The 24483-nt window shown below is 41.3% G+C and carries 25 protein-coding genes; 4 read left to right on the top strand and 21 right to left on the bottom strand.

Translation table 11 applies throughout. The features are described 5' to 3' along the window. Positions 1-244 precede the first annotated feature (244 nt). The 10 genes from LP316_RS04570 to LP316_RS04525 form a co-directional block, all read right to left on the bottom strand. The gene (locus LP316_RS04570; RefSeq protein ID WP_193022900.1) at positions 245-748 is read right to left on the bottom strand and encodes a hypothetical protein; all 504 of its coding nucleotides are present in this window, start codon (positions 746-748) and stop codon (positions 245-247) included. Positions 749-853: 105 nt separating this feature from the next. Continuing rightward, positions 854-1411, bottom strand: a complete 558-nt coding sequence (locus LP316_RS04565; RefSeq protein ID WP_193022899.1) for a YSC84-related protein — start codon at positions 1409-1411, stop codon at positions 854-856. A 29-nt stretch (positions 1412-1440) separates the two neighbouring features. Continuing rightward, complete coding sequence (locus tag LP316_RS04560; protein ID WP_193022898.1) at positions 1441-1758, bottom strand: AzlD domain-containing protein; 318 nt, start codon at positions 1756-1758, stop codon at positions 1441-1443. Continuing rightward, positions 1755-2474, bottom strand: coding sequence for an AzlC family ABC transporter permease (locus tag LP316_RS04555; protein WP_226960802.1), 720 nt, complete (start codon positions 2472-2474; stop codon positions 1755-1757). The genes LP316_RS04560 and LP316_RS04555 overlap by 4 nt, the downstream gene beginning before the upstream one ends. 24 nt (positions 2475-2498) lie before the next feature. Further along, positions 2499-3611: a glycosyltransferase family 4 protein gene (locus LP316_RS04550; protein WP_193022897.1), complete on the bottom strand. Its 1113-nt coding sequence runs from the start codon at positions 3609-3611 to the stop codon at positions 2499-2501. Beyond that, positions 3611-5122, bottom strand: a complete 1512-nt coding sequence (locus LP316_RS04545; RefSeq protein WP_193022896.1) for an oligosaccharide flippase family protein — start codon at positions 5120-5122, stop codon at positions 3611-3613. The genes LP316_RS04550 and LP316_RS04545 overlap by 1 nt, the downstream gene beginning before the upstream one ends. A 1-nt stretch (position 5123) precedes the next feature. Next, positions 5124-6179, bottom strand: a complete 1056-nt coding sequence (locus LP316_RS04540) for an O-antigen ligase family protein (protein WP_193022895.1) — start codon at positions 6177-6179, stop codon at positions 5124-5126. A gap of 261 nt (positions 6180-6440) precedes the next feature. Continuing rightward, positions 6441-7553 carry a glycosyltransferase gene (locus tag LP316_RS04535; protein ID WP_193022894.1) on the bottom strand — a complete coding sequence of 371 codons (1113 nt, stop codon included), beginning with the start codon at positions 7551-7553 and terminating at the stop codon, positions 6441-6443. Then, entirely contained in the window at positions 7546-8670 is a 1125-nt protein-coding gene (locus LP316_RS04530; RefSeq protein ID WP_193022893.1) for a glycosyltransferase, read from the bottom strand. Before LP316_RS04530 ends, LP316_RS04535 begins: the two co-directional genes overlap by 8 nt. Further along, positions 8660-9097: a serine O-acetyltransferase gene (locus LP316_RS04525; protein WP_193022892.1), complete on the bottom strand. Its 438-nt coding sequence runs from the start codon at positions 9095-9097 to the stop codon at positions 8660-8662. The genes LP316_RS04530 and LP316_RS04525 overlap by 11 nt, the downstream gene beginning before the upstream one ends. Before the next feature lie 128 nt (positions 9098-9225). Between LP316_RS04525 and LP316_RS04520 the strand changes: the two genes are divergently transcribed. The 3 genes from LP316_RS04520 (at position 9226) to LP316_RS04510 (ending at position 13136) form a co-directional block, all read left to right on the top strand. Then, positions 9226-9834, top strand: coding sequence for a sugar transferase (locus LP316_RS04520; RefSeq protein WP_193022891.1), 609 nt, complete (start codon positions 9226-9228; stop codon positions 9832-9834). 24 nt (positions 9835-9858) lie between these two features. Next, positions 9859-11037, top strand: coding sequence for a DegT/DnrJ/EryC1/StrS family aminotransferase (locus LP316_RS04515; RefSeq protein ID WP_193022890.1), 1179 nt, complete (start codon positions 9859-9861; stop codon positions 11035-11037). Positions 11038-11138: 101 nt separating this feature from the next. Beyond that, the gene (locus LP316_RS04510; protein ID WP_193022889.1) at positions 11139-13136 is read left to right on the top strand and encodes a polysaccharide biosynthesis protein; all 1998 of its coding nucleotides are present in this window, start codon (positions 11139-11141) and stop codon (positions 13134-13136) included. A gap of 71 nt (positions 13137-13207) precedes the next feature. On the opposite strand, the gene LP316_RS04505 is transcribed toward LP316_RS04510, so the two are convergent. Both LP316_RS04505 and LP316_RS04500 read right to left on the bottom strand, forming a co-directional pair. After that, positions 13208-14314, bottom strand: coding sequence for an MltA domain-containing protein (locus LP316_RS04505; RefSeq protein WP_193022888.1), 1107 nt, complete (start codon positions 14312-14314; stop codon positions 13208-13210). Between the two features lie 118 nt (positions 14315-14432). Continuing rightward, a complete protein-coding gene (locus tag LP316_RS04500) occupies positions 14433-15068 on the bottom strand; it encodes a PEP-CTERM sorting domain-containing protein (protein WP_193022887.1) in 636 nt (211 codons plus the stop codon). A 205-nt stretch (positions 15069-15273) separates the two neighbouring features. Between LP316_RS04500 and LP316_RS04495 the strand changes: the two genes are divergently transcribed. Further along, positions 15274-15465 carry a DUF2970 domain-containing protein gene (locus LP316_RS04495; protein ID WP_193022886.1) on the top strand — a complete coding sequence of 64 codons (192 nt, stop codon included), beginning with the start codon at positions 15274-15276 and terminating at the stop codon, positions 15463-15465. Between the two features lies 1 nt (position 15466). On the opposite strand, the gene LP316_RS04490 is transcribed toward LP316_RS04495, so the two are convergent. The 9 genes from LP316_RS04490 to LP316_RS04450 form a co-directional block, all read right to left on the bottom strand. Further along, a complete protein-coding gene (locus LP316_RS04490; RefSeq protein WP_193022885.1) occupies positions 15467-16297 on the bottom strand; it encodes a Dam family site-specific DNA-(adenine-N6)-methyltransferase in 831 nt (276 codons plus the stop codon). Between the two features lie 45 nt (positions 16298-16342). Continuing rightward, positions 16343-17674: an SPOR domain-containing protein gene (locus tag LP316_RS04485; protein ID WP_193022884.1), complete on the bottom strand. Its 1332-nt coding sequence runs from the start codon at positions 17672-17674 to the stop codon at positions 16343-16345. 13 nt (positions 17675-17687) lie between these two features. Further along, positions 17688-18755, bottom strand: a complete 1068-nt coding sequence (gene aroB / locus LP316_RS04480; protein ID WP_193022883.1) for a 3-dehydroquinate synthase — start codon at positions 18753-18755, stop codon at positions 17688-17690. 3 nt (positions 18756-18758) lie between these two features. Continuing rightward, positions 18759-19277 (bottom strand): shikimate kinase AroK, encoded by a 519-nt coding sequence (gene aroK / locus LP316_RS04475; protein ID WP_193022882.1) that lies wholly within the window; start codon positions 19275-19277, stop codon positions 18759-18761. Between the two features lie 341 nt (positions 19278-19618). Beyond that, positions 19619-21655, bottom strand: a complete 2037-nt coding sequence (locus LP316_RS04470) for a type IV pilus secretin PilQ (protein WP_193022881.1) — start codon at positions 21653-21655, stop codon at positions 19619-19621. 17 nt (positions 21656-21672) lie between these two features. Then, entirely contained in the window at positions 21673-22209 is a 537-nt protein-coding gene (locus LP316_RS04465) for a pilus assembly protein PilP (protein ID WP_193022880.1), read from the bottom strand. Next, on the bottom strand, positions 22206-22799 hold the full coding sequence (locus LP316_RS04460; RefSeq protein WP_193022879.1) for a type 4a pilus biogenesis protein PilO: 594 nt from the start codon (positions 22797-22799) through the stop codon (positions 22206-22208). Before LP316_RS04460 ends, LP316_RS04465 begins: the two co-directional genes overlap by 4 nt. Then, positions 22796-23374, bottom strand: a complete 579-nt coding sequence (locus LP316_RS04455; protein ID WP_193022878.1) for a PilN domain-containing protein — start codon at positions 23372-23374, stop codon at positions 22796-22798. The genes LP316_RS04460 and LP316_RS04455 overlap by 4 nt, the downstream gene beginning before the upstream one ends. After that, positions 23362-24441 carry a pilus assembly protein PilM gene (locus LP316_RS04450; protein WP_193022877.1) on the bottom strand — a complete coding sequence of 360 codons (1080 nt, stop codon included), beginning with the start codon at positions 24439-24441 and terminating at the stop codon, positions 23362-23364. Before LP316_RS04450 ends, LP316_RS04455 begins: the two co-directional genes overlap by 13 nt. Positions 24442-24483 lie beyond the last annotated feature (42 nt).

The following is a 24483-nucleotide window of genomic DNA, read 5'->3' as shown; positions in this document are numbered from 1 at the left end:
ACCATATTATCATTTATGAGGCAGTTTACAATTAGTTAAATTGGACAAACCATCAGTGAGTTAGAAGCTCTTATTTACCATACAATGGGTTATAAGCGCTTCTTCAAGCTGATATAGGCCATCTCGATAACTTGGCGTTAAATACGATAGCGGCTTTTGCGGAAAATATTCAATGTGAGAGGTAAAGTGCCGCGGTTATCAATAGCACTAATATCAACGTTTTCATCAAGCCAACCTATAAAACTTACTTTAAGTAATCTATCGCTTGATCCGTCACACATTGCGTTAAACTTTTTTGCCTCTCCTCGCGCGACAGTGATGCAATAGCCCGCTTAACCAACTTCATTTTTTCATCTCGTTCATCTTGCGGTTTGTCGGCAAGTTGCTCATAAAAGCACCCCTCTAAGCCAAAATTGATCGCAGTGTCTGACTGGATATCGTTATCACCTAGGCATTCAATCAGCTTCTCGGCGAGCTGATCACGATCCATGACCGTGATTAAATCTTTGACCCGATAAGGAACAGGTTCCATTTTCTTTGCTTTATTACAGGCGAAAAACATATCAGCAACGGCAACTACAGGAATAAGTTGCTCGTGTTGATTGGCAAATTTATCTCTTAGCCAATCCTGATACTCTTGTTCGGTAAGTGTTTTAGACTCAGGTGCAGTTTGTTGGCTAAGTGCCGGCTTAATGGCAAATGAAAGCCCAACGATTACAGTTAGGCAGATCAATGCATTCCTTTTCATTGATATCTCCAAAATAACGAGGTACTAGGTTAATTCTAACACGGAGTGATTGCGGTGTTGTACTTTGATTTACATGCTATCGTTTCAGCACAACACCAAAAAAGATTAATTAAGGCGAGATGATTGCCAATACTTCGTGCCTTTTACCGTGGCTTGCAGTGCTAAACCATTTTCAGTGAGTTGGTAAACGGTAATATTGCCCAGGGTAACACCGTAACTTTTTTGCCCGCCTTTTTCATTAGATTTGGCCGCCGCGTCAGCTTCAGCACCAAACGCCCAACCCTGCTCAACAAATTGGTTTAAGGCTTTTTCAGTATGGAACACGAACACAGCTCTGAAATCTTTCGCACCAAGCCCAAGACCTACTCCAGCTTCGCCCATTTCCATAAAGGTTTCTTTGCCTGTCAGGTTATTTTTAACGACACCGTAACCCGTACCAGCAGCAAATAAAATAATATTAATTTGCGCGTTACTAAACACAGCGTAGCCAGCACTGCGCTCTATTTCTTGCTTGGCTTGCGGTGATACTTTAGTGAGCTCATTAAGTACGTTATGTCGCATTAGGCGAATCTCGGCGCGCTCTTGCGCAGGGGTTAAATCATCACCCGTTGACTGACAAGCCTGTAATAACAAAGCAACCGCTGCTACGACTAATAGTCTCATGTCTCACTCTCCAGATAATATATTAACGCTTAGCTTATAAGATATTTTGCTAAGGCAAAAGCCAATAGGCCAAAAACGACCGTTAATAGCATATTGCGCTTGTACCAACTCACTATAATGGCAACGATCGCGGCAATTAAATAGGGGTTGTCATACGAAATAAAAATTGCCGACTTAGGCATTAAAACTGCCGGCGCAATGATTGCTGACAGTACAGCAATAGGTACATAGTTCAAGGCGCGCTGTAAGCCATGTGGTAAAGCAATTTTATTCGCAAGTGCAAATAAAATATAACGACTCGAAAACGTCACCGCCATCATACCAATAATCAACAACCATTCATTCACGATATTTGCTCCTGTGGTTGCTGTTTAGTGGTTTGCTTTTCAAGATATAAAGCAACGCCAATGGCACATACAGACGAAAACAATAAACCAACTTTATTTGGCCAGTGATAAGTTAATACCGACAACACCGCAGCAACCAAAGCACACATCAAGGTAGGTTTGTTGTATATGCTCGGCACAACGATACCGATAAAGGCGACGGCCATCGCAACATCTAACCCCCAATCAGCCATATTCGGCATGGTTTGTGACAAGTACAAACCAATCAGTGTACAGACAATCCAATTGCTATACATAAAGAGTGCTGAGCCAAAGTAATACCAACTAAAAAATGGCGCTTGAGGGTGCTTTCTCAAGTAATCTGAAGAGACAGCAAAGGTTTCATCGGTCAGTAAAAATGCCATTGGCAATCGTATTTTCTGACTATATTCCCTAACAAAAGGCAAAAGATTAGCCGCGTATAGCATATGACGAATATTAACAAAAAACGTTGTCACTATGATCACAGGGACACTAGCGCCGGCAGCAAGTAGACCAATAGCAATAAACTGGGAACTGCCTGCAAAAACAAAAATAGACATAGCAATAATCGCCCAGTCTGACAAACCAGCCGATTGCCCCAAGGCACCGTAGATAACACCAAAAGGCATCGCCGCAACAATCAACGGGGTAGATTGCTGTGCGCCTTTAAGCATCACGTGAAATTTTTGTTTCAATTGCTATTCCTTGAAATTATCTGATTAATCGAGCGCCATGATCTGCAAAATATCCCGATTAACCTTATCAACATCAAACAACTCGGTTGCAAACTCTCGGCTCGCTTGAGCCATTGCAGGCCATTGCGCTTGATTTGCGATAAACCACAGCATCGCTTGAGCTAAAGCATTGGCGTCTTTTACCTTAACCAAACGACCATTTTTATTATCGATAACCGTATCCCTACAGCCTACGGCATCAGTAGTTAAAATCGGCCGCCCAACAGACATCGCCTCTAATACAGTGCGTGGCAGTCCCTCGTGATAAGACGGCAAGGTATAAATATGGCACGCTTGAATAAAGGGTACGACATTGTTGGTTTCCCCTAAATATTCAATCGTTCCACGCTGATGCCATTGTTCTATTTGGCTCATGTCGATTTTGTCTGGAGAGCTATCCTCTGGGCCTACTAATAAAAACCGGCAATCAGGATGTAATTGTTTTACTTGCTGGGCGGCATAAACATACTCACGTATGCCTTTATCGCCAAGTAGCCGAGCAATTAACAAAAACGTTGGCGTTTCCTCAGGTAAAGGCGTCTGCGGGTAGTGACGTAAACTCACCCCTGAGCCATGTACTCGCCGAGCTTGTGATTGCGTGCACAGCTTTAACCTGACAAACAACGCTAAGTTGTCATTATTTTGGAAAATAACCTGTTTAGCTGGCCGCAAGCTGATGCGATAAAGCTGCTTAACCAAAGCATTAACCGTATTGCGCAATAATGAACCGGTTTCAAACGCATAGCCAAGACCGGTAATTAAGCCGTAAAACTCAACACCTTTGGTGAGTCGACAAGCCAAACCACCCCAAATGACCGGTTTAATCGTGTAGGCGAGTACTTTATCTGGCTTGAAGCTTTTGAGCATTTTTCGCAATTGCCAAAAAGTTCTAAGGTCGGCAAAGGGATTCAAGCCATTGCGCTCAACCTGATAACTTTGAAAGCTTGCGCCAAGTGATTCAACCGCTTGAATCACTTGCTCAGAAGCTGGGGCCGACATTACTAACACTTGATGGCCTGCATCCACCATGGCTTTGATCATAGCGCCGCGAAAGCTGACAATAGAATTAGGATATGCGCCAATAACAACAACTTTCATCACTTAACTCGCTGAAAAATAGAGAATATAATTCGGCGCTCAGTTGAGTTTACTGCGACTAATAAAACCAAAGCCAAATAAACCACCAATAAGCTAAACACCCCAGAGATCAAGCCAAACCAAGTACGGGTAAAGTAACTCTCAACAAAGGAGCCAAAGCCAATTACCACAAGTAGTGTTGGTATGATAAAACCAAAACCTTGGCGGTAAAAACGCTTCATTTCTAAACCAATAACCCGAGATAGATAAATACCAACGCCGATCAACTCGCCAAGCAGTAAAGTAATCATGGTACCTAGTGCTGCGCCTAGCAGACCATAAAGGTCAACTAAAATAATTGATAAAACAATGTTCATTAATGCGGTTGCAAGCAAAATCAAACTGCGAACTTTGTGTTTATTCATCGCCTGTAACACGGCATTGGTAGAACTTTGTGCAAGGACAAAAATAAACGGCAGCATTGGCAGTAAAGCGACATAATAAGCTTGCTTAAAGTCTTGACCAACAAACAACTCGATAAACAGTGGTCCAAAAACAACAAAAGCTGACAAAACAAAGCCTAGTACCATCATTTGCATACGAGCAATGCGTATCAGCTCATCAGTCACTCGGCTAAGTGACTCATCTAGGGTCACCATTTTGACAATTTTAGGAACAAAAACATTTGAGATTGCGCTGGCAAAAGCAATAAAACTCAGGATCAGCTGATTGCCAATATTGTATACCGCAACTGCAGCACTACTGACCATCACGCCAATAATAAAGTTATCTACCCGCCAATTAATTTGATTAACAATCACATTGAGACCAATAAACAGGGTGTAGCCAAAAACTTCTTTGATCAAATCTTTGTTGATACCTTCGAACGACACCTGAATTTTTAAACGACCGAAAACGAAAAACAGTCGCACAATCAACTGAGTCAGATTAATCAGCGTATCAATAATCACGATATCAACAATATCGCCGCCGCGATAAAGTACCAATACAACAACGGTGCAGCGAAGCAAAAATAAGACAATCTGGCTACCCGTTTCGAAAACAAACTTTTCTTTAGCGGTAATCACTCCGGTAAACGTATTACTCATCAATGTGATGGCGATATTAACCATCAAAATTAAAAAAGTTTGCTGTAACAGGCTAATCTCTTCAACCGACATCGAGTGCGAAAATATCGCAGGTAATTGCTGATACAACAAACCACCTACTAGCATCGCGACTAGGGTTACAACAGAGTAAATAATTAACATCAAGCCGATAAACCGCGCTTGACCTGTAAAGTCTCCTGTTGCCTGATATTTTGATAGAAAGCGAATCGCAGTATTAGCTAAGCCCATCTCTAAGATAATCAGATATAAAATGATCGATGAAACTAAGCTATAAACACCGTATTGCTCGACGCCAACATGGTGGATAATAAAGGGAATAAGCAGTAGGCCTAGGATATTGCGGATAGCTATCGAGAAATAGCCAAGTAAGACGCCAAGTTTTCGCTGTTGTTGGGCTTCCATGTCACGCTTTCCGGTAGGTGTTGTAAATGATCATCATGACGATAAAGTAACTACTGTATTTACCTAAATTTTGAAGACTTAAACAATACAAAAGAAAAACAATAATAGGTAAGTAGGATAATCGGTAAAAAGTAAAATTTTGCGTGCGAATTTTCTCGGCTTTAAAGCCAGCATAAACAAAATAGGTAAACAAAAAACTCCCGATTATACCGACGCTTACCAACATTTCTAAAAAGGTATTGTGAGGCCCGACAACTTCTTCAAATATTTTATCGACACCAAAATAATAATTGTAATAACCAAGATAACCGTTGATTCCGGCTCCAAGTAACATGAAATCAGGCTCTTGTGCCAAATACATTTTAAAATATTCTTTCGCAATATCACTGCGCGCACCTGTTAGGTCTGACAAATTATCAGTGTCAAAGCGCGACATTATATCTAAATTGACATGCTCCATTGCTCCTGAGAGCAAAACAAATATGCCTGCTAAAATCGCAAGCGATAAGCCGAATAGTGCTCTAAAAAAGATTTCGCCTAATGCAGCTCTAAAATACAATAAAAAATAGAGAAACAAGCTAAAAAACGACACCAAAAAAAAGCTTCTTGAAACCGTCAATGCGCCAGCCCCTAATAAACCCGCGACAATGACCAACTGGCTTGCTTTAATCGGCTGTTTCGGGACACTGGGCAAATAAAAGAAAATTAACAACAAACACAATAAGCCGAAGTTATTGGGATCGCCAGCACCACCTGCAAATCGCGCAATAGCATCAGCGTGAAAAAATTCAGCGGGATGAAAAATATCTTTCAACAAACCATAGCCCGTTGAGGTAATAAACCCCAACAGTAACACGAAGCGCAGTTGCTCGAAGTTAATATATTTACGCTTATCAAATAACAGTAATGCGACAAAAACAAACAGAATCATCCAACGCACAGTTTGTGTTGAATACATCACAGGGTTATTGATCAAATGGGAGAGTTCAAAGCCAACAACAACAATCGTCGCAATCACCCCAGGAATGTAATACTGAGTGTAAAATAGTTGGGTCATAATATATCGGGCAAATATCGCCAAATATATTAGTGTGGCCAATGAAATAGAGATATATGGCGAGCCTACAAACACGTTTAAACATGGGATGAGAAAAAATGCCAATTGAACAGACCGGTAAAATGGTAAGGCAAAACTGACAAGTACACCTAATAGTACAACTAAAAGTAATAAAACGTGAGCTTGAGTCATACCAAATAGCAAGATCAACAGCCCACACACGATCAACTCAGGGCAATGCAGTAAACGCCTGATCATCACTTACTTTGCCTTCAATCCTTGCTCATACATAGACAGCAGTTGCTCAACTACCGTATCTATACTGTACTTTCTATAATTAAAGGCTTGTTTCACTGTATCGTTGTCTAGCAAAGACGGTTGCAGGTGATTGAGTTGTTCCACCCAGTCGTCAGGCGTATCTAAAGGTAAAAACTCGACTAACGCTAGGCCAATATCCGCTTCTAGCGAAATTGTATCTGAAATATAACAAGGCAGCTTTGCCGCTTGAGCCTCGAGTAATGCAACAGATATGCCCTCAAATAATGAAGGCATGATAAATGCCGAAGCTGCGTTTAATAAGCTCGCAATATCATTATTAGCTGGTAATAACGAAAAGCGTTCTGTTTGCCGCATTTCAATAATGTCGTTAGCAAGTGCTTGCTTTAAAGGACCATCGCCTACACAAACAAAGTGGATGTTTTTATTTAAATTAACATGACTGGCCAAGGTTAATAAAAACTGATGATTTTTCACCTCACTAAACCGGCCAACGTGAATAATCAACTGCTTGTCAGAAGGCAAATGATACTTGGTTAAAACAGAAGATATCTCAGCTTGCCTCTCCTTTGAAGGTAAAAACTTTTCTACTTTAATCGCGTTATTAAGGATCAGAAAATCGTCATCACCAAACAAGAACTTGCCAGCCTTATCACCACAGGCAACAAATTGATTGCTAAATTTTTTAGTAAGTTGCTTAATCACACTAAATACTGGCGCTAACCAAGTACTTTCAAGGCCAGAAGTATGAGAATGACAAACTCTAACGGGTATACCGTGGCGCTTAGCTAAGCCGAGCATCACAAAGTTTTTAAAACTATTATGCACATGAATAACATCATAACCACCTTGCTTAGCCTTAAAAATAGCCTGTACTTGAGTGATATGTTGTTTAGGTGATTGTCTAAAGGTTGGAATACAAAAAACCTGAGAACCTGACTTTTCGAGCTCTGCTCTTAGTGGGCCATCATTAAAACAAATAAAGTCGAACTTTACTCTCTCTTCATTAGACTCTCTCAGCCAATTCATTACAACTGATGAAATACCACCTGGACCTAACTGAGGAATCACTTGGAGCACTCGAATCGCTTTAGCCATCGTAACAATATGCCTTGTAAAATTTTTCTTCACTATATTTTAAGGAGTAACCTTTTTGCTCAAATAATGTGTCAAGACCTTCTTTTGAAGGCACAGCTACCTCTATTAGCGACAAACAGCGTTCAGCCCATAGTTTAGGCGGTTCATTTATCGATAATTTATAAAAAAGCCCTGCATTAATGTCTGCCTCCACAGGTAAAGCATCTGAGACTAAACAAGGAACGCCTGCTTTTTGCGCTTCAAGAGCCGCAACCCCTAATCCCTCGGTAATACTTGGCATCAACATCACATCAAAATAAGGAAGTAATTGATAAACATCATTACGCCTCCCCCAAAAAACAACATTTTGAGACAGACCAAGCTTATTCGCTGCTCTACTAATTTCTTCCTTTAACTCCCCGTCGCCGATCAAATGAAGAACCACATCACTTCTTACTTTTTTTAATTCATCAACAACTTTCAGCATAAACGCGTGATTTTTCACAGGATAAAAACGAGCTACAGCAACAATATTAAGGGCTTGTGGAATGCCTAGCGCTGCTTTTTCGCTATCTGTTGTTTCAGATTTATGCTTTATCAACTGATAATTGAATGCATTGGGAATAACTTCAAAGTTAGTCTTGCCATAGAGATAATTGCCAGCATCATTGGATATCGCATATCGATGAGTCGAGCTATATCTGATCAAACTTCGCCCAAGTAGAAGCATAGCTTTAACAAATATAGAAGGCGTGCTAGTACTGGTATTTCGGGCATGGCTGATACGCGCTTTTATCCCTGCTATTTTAGCCAACAGCAAACATAATCCCGCGTGAAATGATGTATGAGCATGCACCGCATTGTACTGAGGCTGCGTCGTAAAAACTCGATATAAATCTATTATATGGCCAAACAAGCTCTCTCTTGGGTTGCGAACTACATGTACTACACCATTCGCTTTTGCCACTTCATCGCTGTAGTAACATTTTTCAGGCGTCATGATAGCAAAATCATGAATCAATAGTGCGGGGTCTTGATTTCGAAACAAGTCCATCACGCGACTCTCTGCTCCTCCCAAATTCAACGTAACGAGGATATGAAGGACGCGCTTTGGCTTTGTTGGTTGATTATTCGTCATGCTTTTTTACCACTTTGGCTGGTATACCAACCACCGTAGTACCTGCGGGTACATCCTGTAAGACCACTGAGTTAGCACCTATTTTTGCACCATCGCCAACCTTTATAGGGCCAAGAATAACTGCACCTGCGCCGATAAAGACATTTCTGCCAATGATGGGCGCGCCATTTTCATCACCAGATTTACCATTACCGCCAATAGTGACATTTTGATAAATAACACTACCGTCACCGATTTCTGCATTTTTGTGAATTACCACGCCTAAACCATTGTGAAAAAAGCCAACGTTTTCACCTATCTTGGCGGTGTATTTAACATCACAGGCAAAAATAATGCGGATAAGTTTCCAAATAATGACTGGTAATAATGGAACGCCCTTTAAATAAAGGCGACGAGAAAGGTAATACCAACGAACTACAGCATGCATGTTGAATCGAGAAGCTTTTTATTATTGTTTAGCCAATTTACTCTGGTTATGCTGGAAAATAAAGTAAAAACGATGTAAAACAAGCGAACAACCGATGAAAATCGATATAACAATAAAAAGAGTAAATCATGTATCCATTGTTTAAGCGCCTGCTTGATATCATCATTTCAGCTAGTGCATTAACCTTACTTTCTCCAGTTTTCCTCATTGTTTATATAAAAGTGAAGCGCAACCTAGGCAGCCCCGTAATTTTTACTCAACCTAGACCAGGGCTTAATGGAAAAGTCTTTAATATGTACAAGTTTCGCAGTATGAAAAATGCAACCGATGCACAGGGCAATCCATTACCTGATGAACAGCGTATGACCCCATTTAGCCATAAATTGCGCAATTCAAGCGCCGATGAATTACCTGGTCTGTGGAATGTACTTAAAGGTAATATGAGCTTAGTCGGCCCCCGTCCGTTATTAGTTGAGTACCTGCCACTTTACAACGAACGCCAAGCTAAGCGTCACGATGTCAAGCCAGGCATTACCGGTTGGGCGCAAGTCAATGGCCGCAACACCTTAACTTGGGAAGAAAAGTTCGAATACGACGTTTGGTATGTAGAAAATATGTCGTTATGGCTTGATATAAAAATACTGTTTTTAACCGTTAAAAAGGTCTTTATTAAAGAAGGGATCAGCGCTCAGGGCGAAGTGACCATGCCAAAATTTACCGGTTCACAACCTCAATAAATGATGTTCTAAGAGTTATCCATTATGTTAAATACTCCTTTCTCTCCATGGCCAAGCTTTAGCCAAGAAGAAATCGATGCGGTTAGCGCTGTACTTGCTTCAAATAAGGTCAACTACTGGACTGGCCAAGAAGGTCGTCAATTCGAAAAAGAATTTGCCGAATATACCGACAGTAAATACGCCGTTGCCGTGGCCAATGGTACGTTAGCTCTGGATCTGGCATTTGCTGCATTAGCACTTGGCGAGGGCGATGAAGTGATAGTAACCTCGCGAACTTTTATTGCCTCTGTCAGTTCAATTATCAATGCCGGTGCAACGCCAGTTTTTGCTGATGTTGAGCTTGATAGCCAAAATATTAGTGCCCGTACGATTAGTGAGGTGCTTACGCCAAAAACAAAAGCTATAGTTTGTGTTCATCTCGCCGGTTGGCCGTGTGATATGGATCCTATTATTGAACTTGCCAAGCAACATAATATTTTTGTTGTTGAAGATTGTGCGCAAGCACATGGTGCCAAATACAAAGGTCGCTCTGTTGGCTCAATCGGTGATGTCGGCGCTTGGTCGTTTTGCCAAGACAAAATTATGACCACCGGCGGCGAAGGCGGTATGCTAACGACAAACAACGAAAAGTTATGGCGCAAAGCATGGGCGTACAAAGATCACGGAAAATCGTACGCCGCCGTCTATGAAAAAGAGCACCCACCGGGCTACCGTTGGTTACACGAATCTTTTGGTACCAATTGGCGCTTAACTGAAATGCAATCGGCTATTGGCCGCATTCAAACCAAGCGCATGCCTCAATGGTTCGAAACAAGAAACCGTTATGCACAACAAATTTTTGCGAGTTGTCGTTCGTTTGATTTTATCGATGTGCCTGAAGTCCCAAACGATGTTGAGCATGCTTTTTACAAGTGTTATGTCCAAGTAAAACCTGAGCGATTACCGCAAGGAATTTGTCGAGACCAGATTATCGATAAGTTAAACCAAGCCGGTATTCCTTGTTATAGCGGCAGTTGCTCAGAAGTTTACAAAGAAAAAGCGTTCGACAATACAAACTACCGCCCAGCGCAACCATTGCCGAATGCTGTCAAACTTGGCGAAACGAGTTTAATGTTTTTAGTTCACCCAACATTAACACAGCAAGAAATAGACAAAACTTGTAACGCGATCGGTAAAATTTGCGCCGAATTAACAAAATTATAAGATAAAACGAATCAGTTAATGACTTTGTAACAAAACATTGTCACAATGCTTTTAGGTAGTAGCCTTATCGATAATTAAATAAAAATAAGAGGCTGGATGTAATGGCAAGACCAATTGATTTAATTCCAAGCTCAATAAAATTAACGTTGGCGATTAGCTACGACTTATTTGCGCTAACGTTAGCATTTTTTTCAGCTTATATAATTAGGCTAGGGATTGCCGAAGTAACATTTACCAGTGCCGAGATACTGACCTTCTCGGTTACCGCATTAACCGCTATAGGCCTGTTTTATTTTACCGGCATATATAGCGCCGTCGTGCGCTATTTCAACGCAAAAAACACAGTACAGTTACTTTTTTTACTATTGTTCACAACCGTTGTTTTCTTTTCAACCGGTTTCATTTTTGATGCCTTTGTACCGCGTTCAGTACCGATAACATTCTTCGTGTTATCTTTCCTACTGATTGCTGGCGCTCGTGCTTTAGTTGGTTTAGCTGCGGAAAAAAAATGGTTAGAAGAACGCGAAGGTGTTGTTATTTATGGCGCAACTTCAACCGGTCGCCAACTGGCTGAAACATTAATTCAGGGGAAAAAATATCAGCCGCTTGCTTTTATCGATCAAAAAAGTCGCTTTCACGGTCGCTCTCTTAATGGCTTAAAAACCTATTCACCAGATAAACTTAATAAACTAATCAAAAAGCATGGCCAGTTTAAAGTTTTACTTGCATTGAGTAATGTCGAACCTTCTCGGGTTCACGACATTATTGCGACACTTGAGCCATACGCTTTAGAGTTATTAACTATTCCAAGCATGCAAGAGATCGTTTCTGGCAAGCGCAAAATTGATGAATTACGCGAGGTTAGTGTCGATGAGTTACTTGGCCGAGAAACGGTCACGCCAATCCCAGAGTTGTTAGCTGAAAACATTTACCAAAAAGTGGTCATGGTATCAGGAGCTGGCGGCTCAATTGGTAAAGAGCTTTGTCGACAAATTATTGGCCAAAAACCTGCTAAACTCATCTTGCTTGATGTTAGTGAAGCATTTTTATATGAAATAAACCAAGAGCTTACCGAGTATCTCGTAGAGCAATCAATCAATATACCACTCGTGCCACTTATTGGTAATGTCCAAAATGGTATGTTGATGACGCGTATCTTTAACCATCATCAGGTACAAACGATATATCACGCAGCCGCCTATAAGCACGTACCTATGGTTGAAAACAACGTTATCGCTGGTATCACTAATAATATTTTGGGCACTTATGAAATAGCCCAAGCTGCTGTTTTTTGCGAGGTGGAAACGTTTGTTTTAATTTCTACGGACAAAGCCGTTAGGCCAACGAATGTTATGGGTGCAACCAAACGTATGGCCGAATTAGTCTTGCAAGGTTTGGCAAAACGCGATCACAATACCCGATTTGTTATGGTGCGTTTTGGCAACGTGCTTGGTTCCTCCGGTTCAGTGGTACCACTGTTTAAGAAACAAATACGCGCTGGTGGGCCTATCACAGTTACCCACCCAGACATTATTCGATACTTCATGACCATTCCAGAAGCTGCACAATTAGTCATCCAAGCTGGCGCTATGGGTAAAGGTGGTGATGTATTTCTGCTCGATATGGGTGAACCAGTAAAAATTGTTGATTTGGCCTACAAAATGACCCATTTGATGGGCTTAACGATTAAGGACAAAGACAATCCAGAAGGTGAAATCGAGATAAAATTCTCTGGCCTGCGTCCTGGTGAAAAGCTTTATGAAGAGTTATTGATTGACGACAATGCTCAAGAAACCTACCACCAACGGATCTTAACAGCTAATGAGCAATCAATTAGCTGGATGGAAGTTTCTCGTATTCTTTTACGCTTAACCGAAGCCATGGAAGAAGAGGACATTAGTAAAATTAAACAGCTGTTGATGGATGCGCCTTTAGGTTATCAACCCAAAGACAGCGAGAAAACCGCTCAAAGTGAAACAAAAGCTAGTGACCTTCAGGCGTTCAAAGAGTCGGAGGAAAAACGACTTGAAGAAACCGAAGCCAAACTGAAAGCAGTGTCTAGCTTTTCATCAAACGTTATAGCTTTTCAGCAACGTTAATTAACATGCAACATGTAAAGCCGCATGTTAAAAGAGGACAATGCGGCTTTTATCTTATTAGTATACCTATCTCATTGTTTTTTAAGTAACAACCAAGCACTGGCGTAGTCGGGGTACTGCTTATTCGCTTGGTAATAATCTTGCCAACCAAAATAGCTTTCTACCAGCCAATCTAATTGAAATAAGTTATCGTCAAAAGCACCACCTTCATCAGCTAAGATACCAAGGTGTGACTGCCTGAAACTCACTTGTTCAAAACTAATTAAAAACAACTTCCCTAAACCAATTTGCTTTATATTGCCGGCAAAGCTGACACGCGGCTGCAAATCGATCTTGCTCTCTATCGAGTGACCATAGCCTTTTATGCCATTAACCTCTTTAAAGTACCAATAACGCGCTTGTTCACGCTTACCTAGGGTGTAGTCATAGGCAATACCATTGTTGCGATGAACATTAAAGTAGCGCAGTTTACCGTCAACCTCTAACACCCCGGTCCCTTGTAACAAGACATCGTGTAAACTATCCTCAGAAAGCCAAATTAGTGGCTTGGCTAATTGTTGCTTATCTAGCGCACCAGCAATAATTTGTTGGCGAGTATATTTAAATCGCGTCAAGGCAGATTTTTGCTTAAGTGCCTGTGCCTTACTCAAACCTTGCTCATCTTCTGGCAACTGATACAGTGCTACCGAATACTCGTTAGTTTGTCGCTCGCTCCCTTTCAAACGCTTGGTATAGTATTTCGTGAGGAAAATTTTATCGCTGGGTATCGCCATCAGCATGTCAGATTTTCGCTGGTTATTGCTTGCTTTAGCTAGGCTATGAGCAGTCTTTAGATCAGGCTGCCACTGGTAAAGATCAAAGTTTTTTTCTAAGAATTGAGGATCAGTTAATCGCTCGCCCTGTCCTTGCTCCACCAATTGACAGAGATAGCTCAAAGTTGCCTTTACTCTTTGTTCGCTCACTTCAACGGGCAGTGCGGGCTTTGTCGACCAAGCATAATCGGCCGCCTCTACGGCTTGATACTTTAATACACTGCGCGCAACCTGACACAGCTGTTCGCTATGGTTTGTTGTAAACGGTGCAATGTTAAAGGAATTTTGTTTGATAAAAGTGCCAGCACGATTAACTGGCGAAAAAAATATTGTGAGTAAAGTGATGCAGATAACAAACTTATACATGACAAAATATCAAGGTAAATAAAGTGCCACCATACCATATCTAGTGAGCCAAAAAGCAAAAAAGTAGCCGAAGCTACTTTTTTAATCGATATTCTCTATTTCATTAAAGAATATTAGTTTATTGCTGGCGTCTTCTCATCATTAATAGGCCACCTAAGGTAAGTGTCATTAATATAATTGTCGACGGCTCACTTACCTGAACAATAGCGTTAAGTGGGCCACTAGAAATAGGTAATTGGTCTTGCTTGGCGCTCGGTGCAACATAGCTAGTATCTCGGACAAGGAAGCTACCTAAATACCCAGCTACTGATGTCTTGCTTAAATTAAATATTTTAAACTCTGGCGATACTCTCCAAGAATAGTCATAGTGACTATAAGTTCTGGCTTTAGTCCCCTCACTTTCAACCATCCCATAGATCCAGGCTTGCGATGATGTTGATTCAACCCCCATCAAGGACGTTAAATCTTTAAAAGCACTATCGGTCGTTTGTTTAGTAACAGATGAATAGCCAACTAAGCCAAAGCTAGCTAAAAAAGTTTCCGCCTGCTCAGCAGTGGCATATTGCCAGCCATCATAATCACCACCTGCTGACAAGTTGCTGACAACATCATTATATGAACGGTTGTTAGTTTCATCCCACCTTAACCAATCTAAACCTTGGTCAGTATCGATAACGTAATTTGATTCAGCAATTAACCCTGCATTAGCAGACATACTCAAACACGCGACTATCGCTAAGACGAACTTTTTCATTTATGCTCTCCAGCCTAAATTATTGTTATTTGTTGATCTGGTACAACTTCAATGGTGCGTTTTATCTCATTTTTACAACATTTTAACAATAGCTAATGGGGAAAATTTGCACATTTTTTCCTTATTTCATATAACTAGGCTTAAAAACAGACAAAATTTAGCTATGCACTTGCACAATTATAATGAACGGCACTGATGGGTGGATATGAAAAACAACCTGCGATTAATAAAAACAATTCAAAGTGTATTATGGGCATTACTTGGTGTACAAAGTGAAAACAACCGCGCGCAGGATTTTAACCATGGTAACCCCGTGACTTTTATTGTGGTAGGGCTAATAGCCGTAGTTGTTTTTATCTTGTCACTGGTTTTAATTGTCAACCTAGTGCTCAACTGATCTACTTAGCCGAGCGGTAAAGTGCTAAAAGTTCACCAACTTTTTTGCGGTTACTACCTTTTTGGCTGATCGTTCTTGCCACTTTTAGCTTTTTAATTTTAGTGGCATGTTCGTAGATTTTTCGCGTCCAAATCGTATCGTGGTTACTGATGAGCACTGAGGCGCTAGACAAAGCATTAGTCACTTCTTCTGCAACATTGGCAAGGTCTGCCTGCTCGTCCAATCCAAAGCCATTACCCGCATAACTGGTAAAGCTTGCCGTTTTACTCAATGGCACATAAGGTGGATCGCAATAAACCACATCACCGTTTTCTACGCGAGTAAAGGTTTGACGATAGCCTTCACAAACAAACGTGGCTTTTTGCGCTTTTTCAGCAAAAAAGTTCAATTCTTGCTCGGGAAAATAAGGCTTCTTGTATTTACCAAAGGGCACATTAAAACCGCCAGATTTATTGTATCGACATAAGCCGTTATAACCATGGCGGTTCATATAGAGAAACATTAACGAACGAAAGTATTTATCATCGCTGTCGTTAAATGCTTTTCGCAGTTGATAATACACTTGTGAGTCATTGTTTTCTGGCGTGAAAAACTTTCGAGCGTCGTCGATAAAGCTATCAGGGCTTTCTTTGAGGATTTGATAGAGGTTGATAAGATCTTGGTTAATATCGTTGAGCAAATAGTTATCGTAGTCGCTATTAAGAAAAATAGAACCGGCACCAACGAATGGCTCGATTAAGCGCTCACCACGAGGCAGCATTTTGTTGATCACATCACTTAAGCTGTATTTACCACCAGCCCACTTCAGAAATGCCCGCTGTTTTTTCTTCATTACAGCCTTAACTGCCTACCGTTAACCACAAAGCGTAGATTGTATCTATAAATGCGAGCTTTCAAAAGCAGAGATTTCAACTTTTATTGCACTGATGTTTTTGACCCAGATACCTCTTTCCTTCAGATCTGTTGGCAGTTTATCCAAAGCATCCTGTGCTTGCTCTCGGGTTTCAAACACTGGTGATGTAATCACCTGCATCACGCCTTGTGCTAATACGCGCTGATAAGTCAAATAATCGGTGATTCGGTATCGCGCTAAAAAGTTCGCTTTCACTGCCTCTTTAGTAAAGCCACCAAATTGAATAACAAAGCCACTTTCAGTGCCTTTAAAAATTTGGTGTTCAGGCCATTTTGGTGATTCGTTAACAGTTGGCTCTACAACTTCCCTAACCGTCAGTTCGGTGTTTTGCACTGGTGTTACTTGAGGTGTTTGCAGCTCAGTAGTAATAGCCATGAGCACATCATTTGGCGTTGCCTGCTCTATTTCCACAGACGCTACTTGCTCTGTATTACCATGTAACGCATTTAGGACATCAGACGCTGTCGCTAACGTCATTAATTTTTGGTTACTCGGCTCATTTACTTGTGCTTCTTTCGCTTGACTAGTGACCATTTTCTCAGAGGTGTCTGCGATTTGTGTTACCGGCTTACTTGGAAGTGACGAAAAGTTGACAACATCCATTTGCCATAAGCTATAAACGCCTGCTAGCAATATGCCTGAAAGGAGTGTAAACAAAGCAAAGACCTTAACGCCTTTTGGTATAGAGAAAAAAGTAGATGGCCGTTTTAATACTTTAGATTGCAAGTTGATCAGTTGCGCGTTGTTCGCTTGAACAATCGCAACCTTATCTTTAAATAGCAGTGCGTTATCTGCCATTAAGTAGCCGGTTTCGGGATTGCCAACTAATAACACTTGGATATCGAGTTCACGCTTTTTGGCAATTTGCGCTAATTGACAAACCTCATGGGTTACTTGCAATGAAAGAAACTGGCTGTGTTCTAAAACAATCGACAACGGCTGCGACTGCTTTTTCATTAAATTGATAATGCTGACAGACAACGGCTCTTCGGGATCAAAGAGTTGCTCACCAAATAATTGTTCAATTATCCGGCAGCGCATTTGAATATTATTTAACTGACTAGCACAGGCAATAAAGGCAATATTGCGATCGCTGTCTAAAGATTCGATGTAATGTGATGCAACGTGGCTGTATGCCTGAGGGTTTTCACCCAAAACATAAACCGCAGGTGTTGAAAATCTCAACGTATAATCAACACGTGCGTGGACACTAATATTTGTAACAGGTTGATTGCCCTGGCCAGAGTTTGGCGCGGTAGCTTGAGCAATATGTGTAAAGTTTTTCAGTGCTGACATAACAAACCTTCTATTAAGATAAAATTTGTTTTAGCACATCCTCACTTATATCGTCTCGAATTTCAGAATGACCAATCGCCGTTGGTACAATGAGGCGTACTTTGCCAGCAAGATTCTTTTTATCACGGCGCATGTGTTTGATAAACGCTTCAAAATCCATGGTTTCTGGCGCGTGTATCGGTAAATCAAAATAAGCAATTAATGCTTCGATGCGTCGACAATCTGACGGGCTCAACAAATTTAACGTTTCAGCTAAGGTAGAGGCAAGTACCATGCCAGTAGCAACAGCTTCACCATGAAGCCAAACGCCATATCCCATTTCGGCTTCAATCGCATGGCCAAAGGTATGACCCAAATTCAGCAGTGCTCGTACACCGGCCTCAGTTTCGTCGCTTGCCACAATATCGGCCTTACATTGACAACAACGTTCGATCATTGTCGCTAAAACCGCTTTGTCACCCGCCTTTATGTGTGTTTTGTTTTGCTCTAACCAAGTAAAGAACTCACCATCGCCTAAAATGCCGTACTTAATAACTTCCGCCATGCCAGCGTTAAATTCTCTAACGGGTAATGTCGCTAAGCTATCGGTATCGATAATCACTGCCTGTGGTTGGTAAAACGCGCCTATCATGTTTTTACCCAATGGGTGATTAACCGCGGTTTTTCCGCCAACTGAAGAGTCAACTTGTGAAAGCAATGTTGTTGGCACTTGAATAAACGGCACGCCGCGTTGGTAACAAGCAGCGGCGAAACCTGTAATATCGCCAATCACGCCGCCACCAAGGGCTATCATAGTCGTATCGCGACCATGTGCACCAGCAAGCATGTGAGATAAGATTTTTTCAAAATTAGCCAGTGTTTTTTCAGCTTCACCGTCAGGTAAAACCACCTCATCAACACTAAAGTCAGCTAGTTGTGTTTTTAATTTGGCTAAATACAAAGGCGCTACAACGTCATTGGTGACTATGCAAACTCGCTTTGATTTGATGTGTGAGGTTATTGGGCTATTGTCAGATAATAGCCCTGAATCGATATAAATGGGGTAACTGCGATCGTCCAGATCAACAACTAAATTAGCCATTTATTAAAAGTCTAATCGCTCAACAATTTTGTTCGCAACAACTTTAGCGCTTTGGTCATCCGTTTGAACGACAACATCAGCAACTTCTTCATAAAGTGGATTGCGATCTTTTGCTAAGTTCTCTAAAACAGTGCGTGGGTCTTCTTTCGTTTGTAAAAGAGGACGACGACGATCGCGCTGTGTACGAGCCACTTGCTTGTCGATAGTTGTTTCAAGATATACAACAATGCCGCGAGCCGATAAACGGTTGCGCACAAGGCTGCTAATTACTGAGCCGCCACCGGTTGCTAGAACAATACCTTGCTTACCAGTTAAGTCATCAATTACCGATTCTTCTCTTTTGCGAAATCCTTCTTCACCTTCAAGATCAAATACCCAAGAAATATCAGCACCGGTACGGCGTTCGATTTCTTGGTCAGAATCAAAAAATTCTAAATGCAACTTATCTGCTAATTCTCTACCAATGGTACTTTTGCCGGCGCCCATTGGGCCAACAAGGAAAATATTACGCTTCTCTGCCATTTTCGACTTACTTACAACTCTTAAATAATTTGATTTAGGGTAAGAGGGAACTCCCTCGCGATTTTTTCAAGGGCGCAATTATCGCAATTGTTGAGGGTAAAATGCAAGTAGGTGTTAATAAAAGTACTTACTTACCTGTTAACTCAAGCCAGCCTTGTACTTACAAGCACAACAATTCAATTATTTATCAATATGTTATATCAAGTTCACTAAATATTTGGTCATTCAGCGAGAATGAAATTGGTATTATTTAAAATAACGAATTAGCCTAGAAGATTTAGCTAGCGGTCGTTTGAACGAGGCATGTGGCTTGTTCAAGCGACCACTCAATTGAAGTTTGCTTAGAAACGCTCTGTAACAATGCGCGGTGTTACGAAAATAAGCAGTTCTTTTTTCTCGCTAAAATTATTAGTGTTTCTAAATGCCCAGCCAAAGTATGGAATGTCACCAAGTACTGGTACTTTAGATACTGAATTGATGATCGATTGCTGATAGATACCACCTAAAACAATCGTCTCACCGTTATTCACTAGCACCTGTGTGCCAATTCGCTGCGTATCAATCGCCGGTGCACTGCCATTTTGTACTTCAGAGACCGTATCTTGGGTAACCACTAAATCGAGAATGATTCTATCATCAGGTGTGATATGTGGTGTTACCGTTAAGCTTAGTACCGCTTTTTTGAATTGGGTTGAAGTGGCACCACTTGACGCCGCTTCTTGGTATGGAATCTCGACACCTTGTTCAATATACGCTTGCTTTTGATTTGATGTAGTAATGCGCGGACTAGCAATAATTTCGCCTTTGTTTTCACGCTCTAGTGCACTTAGCTCCAGGTCGAGAATCGTGCCATCAGCTAAACGAGCAACCTGAAATGCAATGCTACCGGCTGGATTTGCCACCGGTAAATTAACATTCATGCGATCGTTGATGCTCGGCACTGCGCCAGCACCTGCTGAATCAGCCCCAGTTAAACTACCAGAAGAGCTATTTTCACCATTTGTGCTTGTTACACCCCAGCGGATCCCTAACTCTTCATTGATGTTATCCTTAACCGTGACCATACGCGACTCAATAACCACTTGGCGAATTGGAATATCAAGCACTGTCACCATGCGCTTAATATCTTCAATACTCTTTGCTGTATCGCGGATTAATAAGGTATTAGTTCGCTCATCAACACTGACACTGCCGCGCGATGATAAAATACTGTTTTCTTCAGTTTTAACAAGATTAGCAATGTCGGCTGCCTTGGCGTAATTAACCTGCACATATTCAGAGTACAGTGGTGCTAGCTCAGCAACTTGCTGTTTAGCTTGTAAATCGCGCGCTTCTCGAGCGGCCAATTCATCACTTGGTGCAACCATTAAAATGTTGCCTTCCATGCGCTTATCAAGACCTTTTACTTTCAAAATAATATCAAGCGCCTGATCCCAAGGTACACCATCGAGTCGCAATGTTATATTGCCATTGACTGTATCACTGGTAACTAAGTTAAAGCCGTTATAATCGGCAATGATCTGTAAAACAGTACGTACTGAAATATCTTGGAAGTTAAGTGAAATTGCACGTCCCGTGAAGTCATCGCTGTCACCTAAATAACCAGGTACTTCAACTTTCTTAACGACAGCAAGTGAAAAAACGTTACCCACTTGCTGATGCTTAAAGGTAAATGCACCATCAATATCTACGACTAAACGCGCGTTACGACCATCTTTGAAGGTTTCAATACCCGAAACCACAGTACCAAAATCTGTAACGTCGAGCTTGTATAACAGATCTTCGGCAATTTGTGTGTTGTGAAACTCGATAAACAACTTGCCAAGCTTATCGCTGACATCAACGGCTACCATTGAGTCTTCTAAAAACACTAATACTTGAGCTTCGTCATTACGACCTTTGCGAAAATCAATATTATCGACTCGGTTGATAAAGTTACTACCCACTGGGCTTATTTTAGTGACCGGCGAATTCTCAACGGCTTTGTTCAACAAGAGTGAAAATTGATTTTGTGATTGCTTGACATCAAATATGCTCAGAGAATCTAAATGAATCGTCGCGACAACTTTACCTGCTAACTTTTCGACGGATACGTGATCGACACCCGCGTGTTCAACGACAGTTTTAGCTAACTGAGGATCATAGCTGTCAGCCTCAAAAGTAATACTAATTTGCGCAGGAGACATCGACGTTTTGACACTCGGTTGCACAGTAATTACGTCAGATAAACTGAAGCGCAACTCTATTTCATCGTTTTGCAACGTATTGTAGGAAAGACCTGTTAATTGGGCTGCTACCAGAGAAAACGGTAATAACAACGTCGCCACTAACAGCGCGCGTAAGCCTTGAATTTTGTAGTTTAAATTATTCTTATTCATAATATTTTCTAACAAGTTTACTTCCCTTGCCCTTGTGACGCTCCATCGCTCATTGCGATGGTAGTCTCTCGTTCAGACCAACAACCTGTGCCATCAGGTATTAGTTCAATCACTTTAACATAATCATCAGTCACATCGATAATGCGACCGTGGTATAAACCTAAATAACTATCAATTGTCACGCGATGCAATGTTGCATCGGACGCTTCAACTAGTGCCCAAGTAACCCCTAATTCACCTAATGTGCCACGCATGGTCAAGCTACTTAGCGCATACTTTTCTAGCGGTTGTTTACGGCGGCGAGGATCAGGGCTTAGACAGCCAGCCATTTGTTGCATTTTTTCTTGAATCGCTTCGGGTTGAGGTTCAACAAACGGGCTGCGCAGTTGCTGTGCCGAATATTCGAAATGGTTAAACGGCAAAATTTCCGGCATTGGCGCAACGTAATTTGTGGTGTTTTCTTTTACCTGCTCAGTATAGGCCTGCAAGTCGCTTGTATCAGAGAAACAACCACTGAGTGTCAGCGCTACCGCAAGTGCCATCAGTTTTTTCATGATTGACTCTCCCTATAGCGGTAGGTTTTTGCTTGTAACTTCAGCGTCAGTAAGTTTTTCGACTCATTGTTAATCGTCATTTTAAAGTCTTGAATAGTTACAATACGCGGCAAGCCCGCTATCTTAGAGACAAAGCTACCGAAGTCGTGATAGTCACCAACAACTTCAATATCAATAGGTAATTCAATATAAATTTCTTGGACGATTTCTGGCTGCCAGTTGATATGTTTAAAATTAAGCCCACTGGTTGTGCCAACAAAAGTGATATCGTCGAGTAATCCCGGCGTTTCATGGCTTTCTGGTAAACTTTTCAACTGGGTTGCGAACATCGCCTCAGCATCAATCATCTGCTGTTGAAACGCTTCTAAATTAGCAGCAACGTGATACTTTGCTTGAAACTCTTGCTTTAAGGTTTGCTCTTGATTCGTAATCGACTCTAAGTTGCCGATTTTGTCACTAACCACGAGAAAAAAGCCTAGCGCTAACGTTAAAACACTCAAAAAGACGGCTAGTAGGATTTTCGCAGCTTTGGGCCACTGACCAATATTGTCGAGTTCAAGGTTATCAAATTGTGACAGATCTATATTCACACTTTATCTCCTTGAGGCTGAGGTTGGTTTTCCGTAATGCCTTTAATACGGATTTTCATCTTGAAGTTACTTAGCAATTTACTCTTCTTGTCGTCATTAACAATCGACTCCAAATTTGCATCGGTAAGTAAATCCGAGCGCTCAATCGCGCGCATCATGTTTGCCAAGTGGTTATTCGATTCACTCTTGCCTATAACTTCAAGCATGTTTGCTTTTTTCTCAAGGCTGGTCAAATAAATCCCATTGGGAACGATTTTTGCCAACTCATCAAGTACCTGAGTACCTACATTACGGCTCAACTGCAACTGTTCGATAACTGCTATCCGCTTTTCAAGCTCAGATTTTTTCTCTTTCAACGTTTGAATTTGACCAATCCGTGCGTCGAGCTTTTGAATTTCAGCTTGCAAATATTGGTTGCGTTTTGCTTGCCCGTCGATACGAAGTTGATAGAATTCGCCAATCAACCACACAATAATTAACGCACCAAAAACCACCGCGGCTAAGACAGTAAAATATTCGCGCTGTTTCGCTTTTTGGGCTTCTTCACGCCAAGGTAGCAGGTTTATATATGCCATGGGCTAAAACTCCTCATCGCTAAACCAGCAGCCACCATTAATTGTGGCTCAACATTGGCCAATAATTCTTTATCAACCGTATCGGCGATCACCATCTCTTTAAATGGTTGGGCTATTACCGTATGAATACCCAACTCTTCTGATAATAGGTTTTGCAGCCCTTCGACCATCGCCGTACCACCAGACACTACCAAGTAATCGACTTTACTTTTACCACTAGAAGTTAAAAACATTTGAATAGCTCTGCGCACTTGTTGAACCAAGGTCGTGTGGAACGGTGCCAACACTTCAAACGTGTAATTAGGCGGTAACTCTTTAGATATTTTTGCTAATTCAGCTTCTTCAAATGATTTATTGTAGTAAGAAACAATCGATCGCGTGTATTGCTCGCCACCAAACATTTGGTCACGACTATAAATATGCTGACCTTTATCAGTCGCCGAAAACAGCATCATGGTTGCACCAATATCGACCAAAGCAACGACTTTCTCATTAGCATCGCTTGGTAATAACGGCAGCGATAAGTCGTATGAGCGGCTCACCGCATAAGACTCAATATCGATGACTTTAGTTTGGAAACCGCCGGCTTCAAGTGCCGAAACCCGCGCCTCGACTGACTCGGTACGAGCTGCACTTAACAAAACATTGACTTTACTAGGATCTGACTCATTTACGTCTAGTGTTTCAAAATCTAGACTCACTTCATCGAGGGGGTATGGAATTAAGCTGTCAGCTTCAATTTCGATTTGGTTTGCTAATTCTTCTTCAGTCAAATTAACATCCATGTAGATCACTTTCGTGATTACGGTTTGCCCTGAGACAGCCGCCGCTGCTTGGTTAATTTTACTGGCTATTTTTTTTCGCACTTTCGATAGAATCTTACCAACAGCTTCAATATCTTGAATTTCTCTGTCGATAACTGCGCCTCTGGGCATTGCTTCAACGGCTATCGCCTCAAGGGTATAGCCGCTAGCATCTTGCCCTAGTAATACGGCTTTGATACTGTGAGAGCCAATATCAATGCCAACCATCATAGGTGCTTTCTTTTTCCATAGGCTGCTTAGCATAACGTCCTACTAGCTTTTTTATAATTATTTATGACATTTTAT

Origin of the sequence: Thalassotalea sp. LPB0316 (assembly GCF_014898095.1) — a bacterium.
GTDB lineage: Bacteria > Pseudomonadota > Gammaproteobacteria > Enterobacterales > Alteromonadaceae > Thalassotalea_G.
This window is presented reverse-complemented; position numbering and strand designations above follow the sequence as displayed.